Genomic DNA, 14052 nt, shown 5'->3' with positions numbered 1-14052 from the left:
CACGGCTGCCCGCACGCCCCGCCAGCCGCCCACGGACCGAATCCACTGGGCGGGAACGCGCCGCGACCGTCGCGATCTGGCTCCTTGTGCTGGCCTCCATCGCGGTGCTTCCGGACGCATTCGTGCGCTGGATCCTGCCGAAGGACGTGCTCGCCGCTGTCGCCGTGGCAGTGGCCTCGGCGGCCTGGGCCCGGGGCAGGCTGCCGCGCTGGTTCGTCGGAGCGAGCGCCGTGGCAGGGCTGGCCGCCCTCCTGAGCGTGCTGCTCTCGGCCGCGCCCGGGGTGCAACTCCTCGGCCGTTGGCCGCGTTACGAAGGACTCGTGACCGTACCGGTCTATTTCGGAGCGGTCTGGGCCGGGGCGCGACTGCTCGGCCCCGCAGCGCCCGCATCGAAGCTGCGCAGCCTCGTGACGGCCGCCGCTTCGGCGGCAATCCTGCTCGGCGCGGTATCGATGCTCGAGGCCGCGGGTGCCCGGCCCTTCGCCTCCGATCTGGCCCGGCCCGGGGCCCTCACCGGCAATGCGACCGACCAGGGCGTGCTGGGAGCGCTCTTCGTGGCTGTGCTCGTGCTTCCGGTGACGCGGGCCTGGACCGGCGCCCGGCCGGCCTGGTCCCGCGCCCGTCTCGAGCGTGGCTGGCTCACCGCCGCGCTCGCGCTGGCGGCGACCACCGTCATCCTCTCGGCCTCGCGGGCCGGCTTCCTTGCCGCCTTGACCGTCGTGGTCGTTCTCGTCGTTCTCGAGATCACGCGAGCCGGCCAGGCCGGGCGCAGCCGAAGGCGCCGCAGGCTGCTGGTCGGGGCTGCGGCCGTGGCAACCCTGGTCGGTGGCGCACTGGCCGTGCCGCTCACCCGGGAGCGGCTCCTCGGCAGCAGCCCGCTGTCGACGCAATCGTTGCAGGGTCGATTCGCGTTCTGGCAGGACAGCCTCGACGTGCTCGGCGTTCACCCGCTCGGGGTGGGTGCGAGCGGCTTCCTCAACGCGAACGCGTCCGCGTCCACCGGAGAGGGCACCTTGGACTCGCCGCACAATTGGCTGCTCCAGGTGGCGATGGCCGGCGGCTTCCCGTTATTGGCCGTGGTGCTCGGAATCATTGTCGCGGCGTCCCTCGGCGGGGTGCGCCGCTGGCTGGCAGCGGCCCGCGGGGGAACGGATTCCGACCGAACCGACCTGCTGGCCGGCGCCCTGGCCGGGCTGGCCGCGTTCGGCGTCGCACTGCTGACGCATTTCACGGCACCGTCAACGACCATTGTGGCGGCGATGCTGCTCGGAATCCTGGTCGCACGGGGGCCGGACGGGGGAATGGGAGCGGGGAGCAGCGCCCGCGTGCGGGGCGGTGCCACCGGTATTCGGACCGTTCTGCTCTCGTTCTGGGCGATCTGGCTGATCGTGATCATGAGCGCCGAGGTTCCATTGGCGGCGGGCGTGCTGGCCACGGCGAGAGGGGACGTGTCCGCGGCGGACGCCGAGTTCCGGCAGGCGCAGTCGTTGCGCCCGTGGGACGCGGATCTCGCGGGCATTGCCGCGCAGTCCTTCGCCGCGGCGTCAGACGCGGAGGTGGCCGGCGCAGCGCCGCTCGCGGTGTCCTGGGCCGAGCGCTCCCGGGTCCCGCTGCCAGGCACCGTGGCGACCGAACGGGCTCTCGCCGTGGGCCAGGTGAACTCCGGTGATGTGACGGAAGCCGGACGAACCCTGGCTGCGCTGGTGGAGGTCGCGCCCCACGACGCGGCCGTGGCGGTGCAACATGCGGTTGTGCTCTATCTGCTGGGTGACATTTCCGGCTGCGCCGGCGAGGTGCGGCGGGCGCTGGAGCTCGACCCGGCGGAGCCGACGGCGCTGCGCCTGCGCGACGTGCTGTTCTCCGGCTAGGGGAGCGGCGCGGCTGCCCGGGCCGCCGGCGGCAGGAGCGCGACGGCGATGACCGCTCCGATGACCGCGCCGGAGGTGTTCGCCAGGATGTCGTTGACACTGGCCACCCGGTCGGGCAGGAAGACGAGCTGCCCGAGTTCGAGGGCGGCGCTGACGGTGAACCCGGTGAGGACACCGAGCCACCACCGTCGGGCGCCGGCCAGCACGACGAGGAACAGCCCTGCGGGGATGAAGAGGAGGATGTTGGCCGTGAACTCGACCAGGGAGTAGCGCAACCACACCGGCCCGCCGTGGGCCTGGAGCCAGTCGAGGCCGGCCAGCAGGGAATCGTGCCCGCTGTGATCGACGGGCGTGGGCCAGAGCGCGACGAGCGCCAGCGCGAGCACGTACGCCCCGGCCAGGCGCAGGGTCAGACGGCGCAGCTGAGGTTCCCGAAGCCACCGGCGCAGCGGCGGGCGTCCCACGTCGGCGGGCAGGCGCGCGTCGCCGCGCTCGGGCCCGGCACTCCCTGACGGGCGCCGTTGCGTTGTCGTTCCGGCCACATGTCACCTCGCGGAGTCGGTGCGGTCACGAGACCGACGGAGCCGGTGATGAACCGCAGCATTGTCGATCGCACAACCCTAGGCGTCATCCGCGCTCAGCGGAAACCCCGCTGGGAATCCCCTCCGAGCGCGACACAGGCACGGCCCCACCACGGGATGCCCCGCCTGGCCGGGGAATCAAAAGCCCCGGTAGGTGGTTGAGTCGGGAGATGCAAACGCTACCGATCAACGTGCTCGACCTGGCCGGCCGCCCCGCGGGCGGCACCAACGCGGATGCGGTGGCCGGCAGCATCCGTCTGGCGCAGGCCGCCGAGGACCTCGGCTACGACCGCTTCTGGGTGGCCGAGCACCACAACATGCCGGCGATCGCCTCGAGTGCACCGCCCGTGCTGATCGCGGGGATCGCGGCCCGCACCGAGCGCATCCGGGTGGGATCGGGCGGGGTCATGCTGCCCAACCATGCCCCGCTCGTCGTGGCCGAGCAATTCGGCACCCTGCGTGCCCTCTACGGTGACCGGATCGACCTGGGCGTCGGGCGCGCGCCGGGCACGGATGGCGCCACCGCCCTGGCCCTGCGCCGCAGCGCTGAGGGCCTCGGCGTCGACGACTTCCCGCAGCAGCTCGTGGACCTGATCGGTTTCTTCCACGGCGGGCTGGCCGAGGACAACCCGCTGCGCGGGATCACCGCCTACCCCGGCCTCGGCGACGCCCCCGAGATGTGGCTGCTCGGCTCCAGCAGCTTCAGCGCGCAGCTCGCCGGGGTGCTCGGCCTGCCCTTCACCTTCGCGCACCACTTCGCGGGCGACGGCACCGAGGCGGCGCTCGCGCTCTACCGTGACCGGTTCGAGCCGAGCAGTTTCCTCGCCGAGCCGCACGCCATGATCGCGGTCGGCGTGATCAGCGACGACGACGCCGAGGTCGTGCGCCGCGAATCGTTGCCCGGCCTGATCACGTTCATCCGGATGCGCCAGGGCAAGAAGCCCGCACCCGTCGGGGTGGAGGAGGCGCTCGCCTACCGGTTCTCGTCCTATGAGCAGGAGCTCGTGCAGGCCCGCAACCGGCGCCAGGCGGTCGGCACCCCCGATCAGGTCGACGCCGCGCTGACCCGCCTGCTGGGATCGACGGGTGCGGATGAGCTGATGGTGAGCGCTCAGGCGTCCAGCCTGGCGGGGCGCATCCGTTCGCTGGAGATCGTGGCCGGCCTGCGCGACGTCGCCGCCTGAGTCGCCACTCCTGAGCCATTCCGTCGTCTGAGTTGCGGACAAAGCACCTTCACCTGGACTCTGAGGGTGTTTTCTCCGCAACTCAGCCACTCGACGGCGAGGAGCAATTCGACACGTGCAAAGCGGGCGATGCCCCGCGCCCTGTCCTCGCCTGGCGCGGATGCCCCGCGTCACCCGAGCATCCGTCCGTGAGTTGCGGAGAAAGCACCTTCACTTCGCCGCCGAAGGTGCTTTCTCCGCAACTCAGCCGCGTCAGTAGCGGGCGTCGACCCGCTTGGGCAGCACGAAGACGAGCAGCAGCGCGAGCACGCTGAACGCGGCGCTGATGCCCATCGCGGCGGTCGCGCTGGTGGTGAAGCCCGCGGCGAGGGCGGCCGGGCCTGGACCGGCAACGACGAGGGTGCCGAAGAACACGCTGCCGATCACGGCGATGCCGATCGCGCTGCCGACCCGCTGCATCACACCCACGACGCCGCTGGCCGCGCCCGCCTCGGTGCGATCCACGGTTGCCACGATGAACTGGGCGTTCGGCGCGATGAAGAACCCGCTGCCGAGGCCCGCGATGGCCAGCGGCGGGAGCAGCTGCCAGTTGGTGATCTCCGGGCCGATCAGGAGCAGGTCGAGCCAGATCCAGACGAGTCCGACCGTGACCAGGGCCACGCCGATGACGAGCACGGTGCGGCCGAGGCGCTGGGCCAGCCGGTTGCTCTGCGAGGCGCCGATGATCGTGCCGAACGCGAACGGGATCGACACCAGTCCCGACTCGAGTGCGGTGTGGCCGAGGCCGGCTTGCCAGAGGATGGAGATGGTGAAGAAGATGCTGGTGAACGCCGCGAAGTAGACCAGGGCCAGCACGATACCGCCGGAGAACGCCGGATGCCTGAACAACCGTGGCGGGACCAGCGGGCTCTTGCCCCAGCGGGTGAACATGACCTCCCAGGCGCCGAAGGCGACGACGAGCAGTGCGCCGGCGGCGAGGGTGAGGTAGGTCCAGAGCGGCCAGCCCTGGTCCTGGCCCTCGATCAGCGGCACGAGGAGCGCGACCAGGCCGGCAGAGATGAGGAGCAGGCCGACCCAGTCGATTCCCGAGCGGGCCTCGTCGGTGGCATGTTCGGAGCCGGACGGCAGCAGCAGGGCCGCGGCGATCAACGCGGCGACGCCGATCGGCAGGTTCACCCAGAAGACCAGGCGCCAGCCGTTCTCGTTGCCGAAGGCCTGGATGATCAGCCCGCCGAGGATCGGCCCGAGCGCCGTGGAGACGCCGATGACCGAGCCCATGATCGCGAAGGCCTTGCCGCGGGCCATCGGCGGGAACAGCAGCTGGATCACTGCGGTGACGGCGGGCACGAACATGCCGCCGGCGAGGCCCTGCACCACCCGGGCGATGATCATCTGGAGGTCGTTCTGGGCCAGGCCGCAGGCCAGGCTGGCCAGGGTGAACAGGGCCAGCCCGGTGAAGAAGACCCATTTGTGGCCGATCCGGTCGCCGAGACGCCCGGACGGGATGAGGGCCAGGCCGAAGGCGAGGGCGTAGCCGGAGATGATCCAGGAGAGCGTCGCCTCGGAGGCGTTCAGGCTCGTGCGGATCGTCGGCAGCGCCACATTCACGATGGTCGTGTCGAGCAGGGCCATGAACATGCCGGCCAGCAGCACGACGAGAGCCTGCCAGGCGTGGCGGGGGATGACCGCTGCGGGGCGGCCGGCCTGGGTGGTGTCAGACATGGTCAATGGTCCTTTCGGGCGTGTTCGTCCGCGATGATGTCGGGGAGGACGGTGACGAGGTGGTCGTGCCAGGCGATCTCGGCACGGATGCGATCGGCCTTGTGGCGCATGACGAGGCGCTCACTGGCGGTGAGATAGGGGAGGGCCGAGGCCGTGACGGCTTCGGCGTCGGCGACCATCGCGCGGAGGGCGAGCACCCGGGCGTCGATCATCCGGGGCAGCTCGTCGAGTCGGTCTGGATCGAGCCGGGTCATGGCGAGATCGAACGGGTCGGGCTTGATCACGATCGTGCGCAGGCCCTCGAGCCTCAGGGCGGACAGCGCCTGCCGGCCGGTCGGTGAAACCTCGTAGACCTGGCGCTCCGGGTAATTGCCCTCGCGTTCGACCCGGACCACGTCGATCAGTCCTTCGGTGGCGAGTCGCTTCATCGCGCCGTAGACCGCGCCGACGGAGATGTCGGTCCACAGGTGCACGTGTTCCTGCTCGGCGAGGAGCCGCAACTGGTGGCCGTGCATGGGCCCGCGCTCGGCGAGGGAGCCGAGAATGAACAGGCGGATGGACGACATCCGCTTACTCTCGCATGAGTAGTCTTGCAAGTCAACCGGATGCGTGGTGATCCGGAATGCACAAAACCCCCACTCCGCAGAGTGGGGGTTTTGTGCATCTGTCGGGGTAACAGGATTTGAACCTGCGACCTCGTCGTCCCGAACGACGCGCGCTACCAAGCTGCGCCATACCCCGATGGCCCGTAAGCCTTGTCAAGTATAACCCCACCGGGGAGGTGGGTCTCGACAGACCTACGCGGAGGTGAGGGTGAGCAGCGTCGCCTCGGGCGGGCAGGCGAACCGTACCGGGGCGTAGATGGAGGTGCCGAGCCCCGCCGAAACGTTGAGGTACGCGGTGTGGAGTCCGGAATCCCAGAGGCTGAGTCCCTTGACCTGCTTGCGCGGGATGTCGCAATTGGTGACGAGGGCGCCGAACCGGGGCACGCAGACCTGGCCGCCGTGGGTGTGGCCGGCGAGGATGAGCTGGGCTCCGTGGTTGACGAAGGAGTTGAGCACCCGCTGGTACGGCGCGTGCGCGACGCCGACGGTGAGCGTCGGGCGCGGCGCGGCGGCTTCCTCGGGGTCAGGCCAGGACTCGTCGGAGAGCGGGTCGTTCGCGCGCAGGTCGTCGACGGCCCGGGTGATCACGTCGAGACGATCGAGGCCGATGTGCGGGTCGTCCACGCCGAACAGCTCCAGGTGCGTACCGTTGATGTCGAGGGCCTCGGCCGTGTTGTTGAGGTCGGTCCAGCCGAGGCTCGCGAAGACCCGGTGCAGGCTGTCGATGTCGAGCTTTTGGTGCATCGCGTTCCGCAGCAGCGACGGCGCGCCGAAGTAGCGCAACGGATTCTTGAGCATCGGGCCGAAGTAGTCGTTCGAACCGTTTACGAAGATGCCCGGCACGCCGCGGAAGGGCTCCAGCGCATACTCGATGCCGGAAACGCCGTCCTCATGGCCGAGGTTGTCGCCGGTGTTGACGACGAGGTCGGGCTGGAGGTCGGCGAGGCCGCGCACCCAGTCCTGCTTGTCGCGCTGCCACGGCGCCATGTGCAGGTCGGACAGGTGCAGCACCTTGATCGGGTCCGACCCGGGGGCCAGCACCGGAACGGTCACTTCACGCAGCGTGAACAGGCGCCGCTCGACCAGGGAGCCCCACGCGAACGCGGCGAGCCCGGCCGCTGCGACGGCACCGAGGCTCACCGCGACGGTCTTGCCGCCGGTGGTCATCCGTTTCCCTTGCCGCCGGCGCCGAGTTTGCCGACCGCGATCGACACCCGGCCGCCAGGGGCGGAGCCCGAACCGGCCGCGGGCGTCATGCCCACCACAGTTCCGACCTGCTTGGGGTCGGTGACGTCCTGTTCGGTCTTTGTCACGGCGAAGCCGTTGAGGGTGGCCCTGGCCTCAGCCTCGGTCTTTCCGACGACGTCGGGAACGACGACCTGGGTGCCGTTGCTGGAGTAGACGGTCACTGTCGCGCCTCGGCTGGCGCTGGTTCCGCCTGCGGGGTCGGTCCGGGCCACGGTGCCGGCCGGCATCTCCGAGTCGGTCACGCCGCCGTCGGCGTAGCTGAAGCCGGCCGACTCGAGCGTGGACTGCGCATCGGCCATCGTCTTTCCGCGGAGGTCGGGCACCGGCACCTGAACAGCCTGCAGCACCTTGGAGGACGCCTCGGCGAAGGCATCTCCGCCGTACTTGGCGTTGGCCACCGACATGACCTCTGGCCACATCCGGTGTCGCGCCGTAGCCGCCTGGCCGCTATCGAAGAAGATGTTGCGCTGGTTGATATCGCCGGTGACGCTGACGACGCCGACAACGGTGGCGACCTTGGTGCTCGCACCGCTCATCCAGGTGTCCTTGTTGCCGTCCGTGGTTCCGGTCTTACCGATCATCGGGACCTTCGGAGACGTCGCGCGGTTGGACGCGGTCGCCGTGCCGTTCGACATGACTCGCTGCATCGCATAGGTCATTCCGGCATCGACCGACGGGTCCACGGACTGCTTGCAGTCGGACTTGGGCGGCGGGATCTCAGCACCGTCGGGTCCGGTGATCCGGTCGATCACAATTGGGCTGCAGGTGACGCCGTTGTTGGCGATGCCGGCGAACGCGACCGCCATGCTCAGCGGCGCGACTTCGTTGGTGCCGAGAACCGCGGAAGCTCCCTGTTGGAGCGGGTCAAGATCCGCACGGTGCACACCGAAGCTCTCGGCCGTCTTGCGGATGCCGCACAGGTCGAGTTTCTTGGCCATGCCGATGAAGCCGGTGTTAATGGAGCCGATTGTGGATTCGAGGGCGCTGTAGTTGGTTCCGCTCTCGTTCGAGTCGTTCTTGGGGTTGAAGCCGGGGAAGTTCTGAGGACCGTTGCAACTGTCCTTGAAGGTGCCCCAATCAGACTTGCGCCGGGAGTCGACGCGCTCGTTGAGCGAGTGCCCCTCGGTGAGCCACTCGCCGAGCGTGAACACCTTGTAGGTCGAGCCCGGCTGGAAGCCGTGGGAGCCGCCCTGGTCGATGTCGGTGTTGTAGTTGAGGCCCGTGGCGTTGGGGTTGGAGGCGGCCACCGCCGGGTCCTGGGTGTAGTCCTTGTTCTGGGCCATGCCGAGCACGCGACCGGTCCCGACCTGCACGCTCGTGATGACTCCGCCGACGTCCCAGCCGGGGTAGGACGACGGAACGTTGGCCTTCATCGTGGATTCGGCGACGCTTTGCAGGTCGAGATCGAGGGTGGTGTAGATGTTGTAGCCGCCGCGCCGGAAGTTCGCCAACCGGGTTGACTCATCCGCACCGAAGGTGGGGTCGTTCTGCAGGGTGTTGATCACGAGGTCGCAGAAGTAGGCGCTGCCGCCGGCGGTCTGGCAGCCGGTGCTGGGCTCGTGCAGGTTCGGCTGCACCGGGCTCGCAACCGCCGCGTCGTGGTCGGCCCGGCTGATCTTCTTGTACTTCAGCATCTGCCCCAGGATGTAATCGCGGCGCTGCTTGTTTGCCTGGTAGCCGTTTTCCGCGCCGTTGGTCTTGCTGTCGGGGTTGTCGAGCTTGAACTTGACCGGGTTGTTCACGATCGCGACGAGGCTCGCGGCCTGCGGCAGGGTGAGGTTGGCTGCCGAGGTGTAGAAGTAATAGTTCGCAGCGGCTTCGATGCCGTAGACGCTGCCACCGAAACCGGTGATGTTGAGGTACTGGCGGAGGATGTCATCCTTCGGGTACTTCTTCTCCACGCCGATCGCGAGGCGCATCTCTTTCAGCTTGCGGTCGGGGCTGGTCTCGGTTGCGGCGTCGTAACAGGTGGTGCGCTTCTTCTGATCGGTGAGAACCTCGCACTTCTGCACCAGCACATTCTTGACGTACTGCTGGGTGATCGACGATCCGCCTCGCGCCGTGCCGCTCGCCAGGGTGGTGACAAGTCCGGTGACCGTGCCCTGGAGGTCGACGCCGCCGTGCTCGTAGAAGCGGGGGTCTTCGCCGGAGATGGCGGCATCCTTCACGAACTGGTTGATCGCGTCGGAGGCGACCTCGACCCGGTTCTGGTCGTAGAAGGAAGCGAGGAGGTACGGAGATCCGTCGGTCAGGTTGGCATAGACGTTGCTCTTCTGCGCCAGCTGGTCGATCGCCAGGTAGTCGGGAAGGTTCTCGAAGACGTTGATCGTGTTCGTCGCGGCCATACCGGACAGGGCGAGAGCGGGGGTCACAGCGGCGGTGACGAGGATGCCGGCGATGGCACTCATCCCGACGAAGCCGAGGAACCCGCCGAGCGCTCCGCTAACCGTTCGATTTTTGGCAGACATACACTTGAGGTTACGGGACAAAACCTGAAAGACCGCCTGAATCGGAGCCATATGCCTGCCTGGGAGTACCTTACGACGCCGCTGATGATTCACAACACGGCCGCAATCTTGAACAACTGGGGCTCTGACGGCTGGGAATTGGTGCAGGTCGTCCCCGGGCCGGAGGGCGGGCTCGTCGCCTACCTCAAGCGCCCGGTCGCCGCAACGGAAGGATCGTAGCCATGTCGCAAATCGAAGCGCGTCTCGCCGAACTGGGGATCGACCTGCCGAGCGTGGTGCCGCCGGTGGCGTCCTACGTGCCCGCCGTCGTGTCCGGATCGTTCGTGTTCACGTCCGGCCAGCTGCCGATGGTGTCCGGCGCCCTCCCGGCGACGGGCAAGGTCGGCGACGGCCACGGCCTCGTGCCGGCCGGCGACGCCAAGGAGTACGCCCGGCAGTGCGCCCTCAACGGCCTGGCCGCCATCAAGGCCGTGATCGGGTCGCTCGACCGGATCACGCAGGTGGTCAAGGTCACCGGTTTCGTGGCATCCGACCCTTCGTTCACCGGCCAGCCCGGCGTGATCAACGGCGCCTCCCAGGTGCTCGGCGAGATCTTCGGCGACCAGGGCGTGCACGCCCGGTCGGCCGTGGGTGTCGCGGTGCTGCCGCTGGACTCGCCGGTCGAGGTCGAGCTGATCGTCTCGTTCGCCTAGTCGGCTCGCCTAGTCGTTCGACTGGTCAGGGAAGGGTCGCCCCGGTTCGAGGGGCGGCCCTTCCCTGCGTTGGCGGGGCGGATGCGCGTCGGCCGCGGCCGTCGCAGCGGGTGCGGCAGCGTGGAACGGATGCGCGAACGCCCGCCCGGCCGCCGCGGCCAGTTTCAGCGAGGGCTGTTCGACCCAGCGCGTCATCAGCTGGGCGAGCACGAGGCTGAGCGGCACCGAGACCAGCGCGCCGAGCCACCACAACTCCGGCCCGAACAGGTTGCCGAACGTGACCACGATCGGGAAGTGCACGAGGTAGAGGGTGAAGCTCACCGTGCCGAGCCAGACCAGCGGGCGCGCGGTCAGCGGCCGGTGCAGCGGTGGCCAGAGCGCGACGGCGGCGACGACCAGCACGGCGCCCGGCACGCGCAGGGCGAGGGTGAGGTCGCTCCACGGGCCGGACAGGAACGGGCGCGCGAGCCAGTGCGCGATCAGCAGCAGCGGGCCCAGGGCGGTGAGGCCGATCCACGCTGCGGTGCCCCAGCGGCGGGCGGCCAGGGAGGCCGCGCCCGCCTGCAGGGCCTCGAAGTTGGCCGCCAGCAGGGCGCCGAGCGCGAACGCGGGCAGGTACATCAGCGGTTCGATCCCGGTGACATAGCCGTAGGCAGAGACGGCCAGGAACAGCGCGGCCCAGAGCCCGGTCCAGCGGCGCGTGGCGGCGGCGAGCACCACGCCAACCGGGAGCAGCAGGGAGAACCACATCTCCCAGGCCAGGGACCAGAGCGGCGGGTTGACGTCGGGCCGGCTGGTCTCGGTGATGATGCTCGCTTCGCGCAGCAGGTTGCCGAGGCCGAGGCTGGGGTTGTCCTGCCTGGCCAGCCACGCGCCGCCGCCCGGGTCGCCGGTGCGCGGGAAGAAGTAGATCCAGGCCGCCGCCAGCCCCACCGAGATCACGACGGGAACGGCGAGGCGGATCACCCGCCGCGGGTAGTAGGCCATCCAGTCGTAGGCGGGCGCCGCGAGGGGAGACCGCACGAGCACGAAGCCGCTCAGCACGAAGAACACCAGCACGAACTCCGGCCCCGCGAAGAGCAGCTTCAGGGGCGACAGCGTCGTCCACCAGCCGACCGACAGGAACTCGACGCCGGCGCTCGACTCGTAGGCGGCCGAGACCGCCGGCGCCGTCATCGAGACGTGGTGCACCAGAACGATCAGGGCCGCGACTCCGCGCAGGGAATCGAGGGCAACCAGACGGCCGGGCGAGGGGAGTCGGGACATTGACCCCACGGTAGGGGTGCCTCTTGTGAATTCCCTCCGCGCGGCATCCGCCCCCACCTGCGCCGAGATGTGAGAAAAGCCGCCTCCCGGGCGTTCGGAGGCGACTTTTCTCACAGGTCGACGCCGTGGCGGTGGGCCAGGGCGACGGGTGGGCGGGTCGCTACTTCAGTGTGGACATGATCGCGGTCATCACCGAGGTGTCGGCGAGGGTGGTCGTGTCGCCGATCTCCCGGCCCTCGGCCACATCCTGCAGCAGACGCCGGATGATCTTGCCCGACCGTGTCTTCGGCAGCTCGCTCACGATGAAGATCTGCCGGGGCCTGGCGATCGCGCCGATCTGCTGGGACACGTGCGCCCGCAGCACCGCGGTGAGGTCCGCGTGCGAGGACTCCTCCAGGTGGCTGTACTTGATGATCACGAAGGCGACGACGGCCTGGCCGGTCGTGTCGTCGTGCGCGCCGACCACGGCGGCCTCGGCGGTCATCGGATGCGCCACCAGCGACGACTCGATCTCCGCCGTCGACAGGCGGTGCCCGGACACGTTCATAACGTCGTCGACCCGGCCGAGCAGCCAGATCTCGCCGTCCCGGTCGAGCCGGGCGCCGTCGCCGGCGAAGTAACGCGGGTTCTCCTCGCCGAACTTCTCCCAGTAGGTCTCCTTGAACCGTTCGGGGTCACCCCAGATTCCGCGCAGCATCGACGGCCACGGCTCGGTCACCACGAGCAGCCCGCCGTTGTCACGGCCGACGTGGTTGCCCTCGTCGTCGAGCACGTCGATCACGACGCCCGGGATCGGCACCTGCGCGGAGCCGGGCTTGGTCGTGGTCACCCCGGGCAGCGCGGAGATCATGATCGCGCCGGTCTCGGTCTGCCACCAGGTGTCGACGACGGGGGCGACGTTTCCGCCGATCACCTCGCGGTACCACATCCAGGCCTCGGGGTTGATCGGCTCGCCGACCGATCCGAGCAGCCGCAGGCTGGTCAGGTCGAAGCCCTGCGGGATCTGGCGGCCGAGTTTCATGAAGGTGCGGATGGCGGTGGGCGCCGTGTAGAGGATGCTCACCTTGTACTTCTCGACGATCTCCCACCACCGGCCGGGGTGCGGGGTGTCGGGGGTCCCCTCGAACAGCACCTGGGTGGCGCCGTTGGCGAGAGGCCCGTAGACGACGTAGCTGTGGCCGGTGATCCAGCCGACGTCTGCGGTGCACCAGTAGACATCCGTCTCGGGGTGCAGGTCGAACACGTTCTTGTGGGTGAAGGCAACCTGGGTGAGGTAGCCGCCGCTCGTGTGCAGGATGCCCTTGGGCTTTCCCGTCGTGCCCGAGGTGTAGAGGATGAACAGCGGGTTCTCCGCGGGGAAGCCCTCCGCCTCGTGCTCGGCGTCGACCGAGGCAAGCTCGTCGTGCCACCACAGGTCGCGCTCGGTCCACTCAACTTCGCCGTTCGTGCGCTTGACCACGAGCACGTTGCGCACGGTTGTGTCGTTGCCGGCCAGGGCCTCGTCCACGGCCGGCTTGAGCGCGGACGCCTTGCCCTTGCGGTAGCCGCCGTCGGCGGTGATCACGAGCACGGCGCTGGCGTCGTCGATGCGCGAACGCAGGCTCTCGGCGCTGAACCCGCCGAAGATGACCGAGTGCACGGCACCGATGCGGGCCACCGCGAGCATCGCGACCACGGCTTCGGGGATCATCGGGAGGTAGATCGCCACCCGGTCCCCGGCGTTGACGCCGAGCTTTCTCAGCACATTCGCAGCACGCTTCACTTCGGCGGTGAGTTCGGCGTAGGTGATGTCGCGGGAATCGCCCGGCTCGCCTTCGAAGTGCAGGGCGACGCGGTCGCCGTTGCCGGCCAGGACGTGCCGGTCGAGGCAGTTCCAGGCCACATTCAGTTCGCCGTCTTCGAACCATTTCGCGAACGGCGGGTTCGTCCAGTCCAACGTCTTCGTGAACGGCTTGTGCCAGTGCAGCAATTCACGCGCCTGATCAGCCCAGAATTTGAGACGATCGGCGGCGGCATCCTGGTAGAGCTGGGCGGTCCCGACGGCTTGTGCGGCGAATTCCGGTGTCGGCGGGAACCTGCGGGTCTCGTGAAGAAGATTGTCGATCTTTACGCTCATACCTGGTTCGCTCCTTTGCGATGCATTGATGGGCGCGTAGCCAGCCCCCCTGAACCATACTCTGCGGGCCTGAACAGACGGGTTGCGACCGGTTGCGACCCCTTGCAACGTCCCCTTTCAGGGGTGAAACGGGCCTGCCGGTTTCGTGTCCTCATTTATGAGGACAAAAAGGACTTGCCCATCTCCGTTTTCCATATACACTGGGACACGTCCGAACGAAAGTTTTGACCTGCGGTGCGTTTGGTTCCCCCCAATCAACGCACTGCCGAGGCGGCACCTGTTCCCCCCAATAGGTGCCGCCC

Annotated in this window: 11 protein-coding genes and 1 tRNA gene; 4 read left to right on the top strand and 8 right to left on the bottom strand. The window is 68.9% G+C overall.

The window, feature by feature from the left end:
- The first annotated feature begins 86 nt into the window (after positions 1 to 86).
- Positions 87 to 1868, top strand: a complete 1782-nt coding sequence (locus tag IWX89_RS10400; RefSeq protein ID WP_196903483.1) for an O-antigen ligase — start codon at positions 87 to 89, stop codon at positions 1866 to 1868.
- On the opposite strand, the gene IWX89_RS19020 is transcribed toward IWX89_RS10400, so the two are convergent.
- Positions 1865 to 2410 carry a VanZ family protein gene (locus IWX89_RS19020; RefSeq protein ID WP_196903482.1) on the bottom strand — a complete coding sequence of 182 codons (546 nt, stop codon included), beginning with the start codon at positions 2408 to 2410 and terminating at the stop codon, positions 1865 to 1867. The two genes, IWX89_RS10400 and IWX89_RS19020, sit on opposite strands and share 4 nt — an antisense overlap.
- Positions 2411 to 2619: 209 nt before the next feature.
- Here IWX89_RS19020 and IWX89_RS10390 point away from each other — a divergent pair, with 209 nt between their 5' ends.
- Positions 2620 to 3633: an LLM class flavin-dependent oxidoreductase gene (locus IWX89_RS10390; protein ID WP_196903481.1), complete on the top strand. Its 1014-nt coding sequence runs from the start codon at positions 2620 to 2622 to the stop codon at positions 3631 to 3633.
- A 252-nt stretch (positions 3634 to 3885) separates the two neighbouring features.
- Here IWX89_RS10390 and IWX89_RS10385 read toward each other — a convergent pair whose 3' ends face one another.
- The 5 genes from IWX89_RS10385 to IWX89_RS10365 form a co-directional block, all read right to left on the bottom strand.
- Entirely contained in the window at positions 3886 to 5355 is a 1470-nt protein-coding gene (locus IWX89_RS10385) for a DHA2 family efflux MFS transporter permease subunit (RefSeq protein WP_196903480.1), read from the bottom strand.
- A 2-nt stretch (positions 5356 to 5357) separates the two neighbouring features.
- Complete coding sequence (locus IWX89_RS10380) at positions 5358 to 5921, bottom strand: PadR family transcriptional regulator (RefSeq protein WP_196903479.1); 564 nt, start codon at positions 5919 to 5921, stop codon at positions 5358 to 5360.
- A 101-nt stretch (positions 5922 to 6022) separates the two neighbouring features.
- A tRNA-Pro gene (locus tag IWX89_RS10375) sits at positions 6023 to 6096 on the bottom strand.
- 56 nt (positions 6097 to 6152) lie between these two features.
- On the bottom strand, positions 6153 to 7127 hold the full coding sequence (locus tag IWX89_RS10370; RefSeq protein ID WP_196903478.1) for a metallophosphoesterase: 975 nt from the start codon (positions 7125 to 7127) through the stop codon (positions 6153 to 6155).
- Positions 7124 to 9676: a transglycosylase domain-containing protein gene (locus IWX89_RS10365; protein WP_196903477.1), complete on the bottom strand. Its 2553-nt coding sequence runs from the start codon at positions 9674 to 9676 to the stop codon at positions 7124 to 7126. The genes IWX89_RS10370 and IWX89_RS10365 overlap by 4 nt, the downstream gene beginning before the upstream one ends.
- A 51-nt stretch (positions 9677 to 9727) precedes the next feature.
- On the opposite strand from IWX89_RS10365, the gene IWX89_RS10360 reads away from it, so the two are divergent.
- Together IWX89_RS10360 and IWX89_RS10355 are read left to right on the top strand one after the other, a co-directional pair.
- A complete protein-coding gene (locus IWX89_RS10360; protein ID WP_196903476.1) occupies positions 9728 to 9895 on the top strand; it encodes a DUF4177 domain-containing protein in 168 nt (55 codons plus the stop codon).
- Positions 9896 to 9897: 2 nt separating this feature from the next.
- Positions 9898 to 10368: a RidA family protein gene (locus tag IWX89_RS10355; RefSeq protein WP_196903475.1), complete on the top strand. Its 471-nt coding sequence runs from the start codon at positions 9898 to 9900 to the stop codon at positions 10366 to 10368.
- Positions 10369 to 10377: 9 nt separating this feature from the next.
- Here IWX89_RS10355 and IWX89_RS10350 read toward each other — a convergent pair whose 3' ends face one another.
- Both IWX89_RS10350 and acs read right to left on the bottom strand, forming a co-directional pair.
- Positions 10378 to 11634, bottom strand: a complete 1257-nt coding sequence (locus IWX89_RS10350) for an acyltransferase (RefSeq protein ID WP_196903474.1) — start codon at positions 11632 to 11634, stop codon at positions 10378 to 10380.
- 160 nt (positions 11635 to 11794) lie between these two features.
- Positions 11795 to 13750 (bottom strand): acetate--CoA ligase, encoded by a 1956-nt coding sequence (gene acs, locus IWX89_RS10345; protein ID WP_196903473.1) that lies wholly within the window; start codon positions 13748 to 13750, stop codon positions 11795 to 11797.
- Positions 13751 to 14052 lie beyond the last annotated feature (302 nt).

Origin of the sequence: Cryobacterium sp. MP_M3 (genome assembly GCF_015752155.1) — a bacterium.
Lineage (GTDB): Bacteria > Actinomycetota > Actinomycetes > Actinomycetales > Microbacteriaceae > Cryobacterium.
Note: the sequence above shows the minus strand (reverse complement) of the source record. Positions and strands in the feature narration are given on the sequence as shown.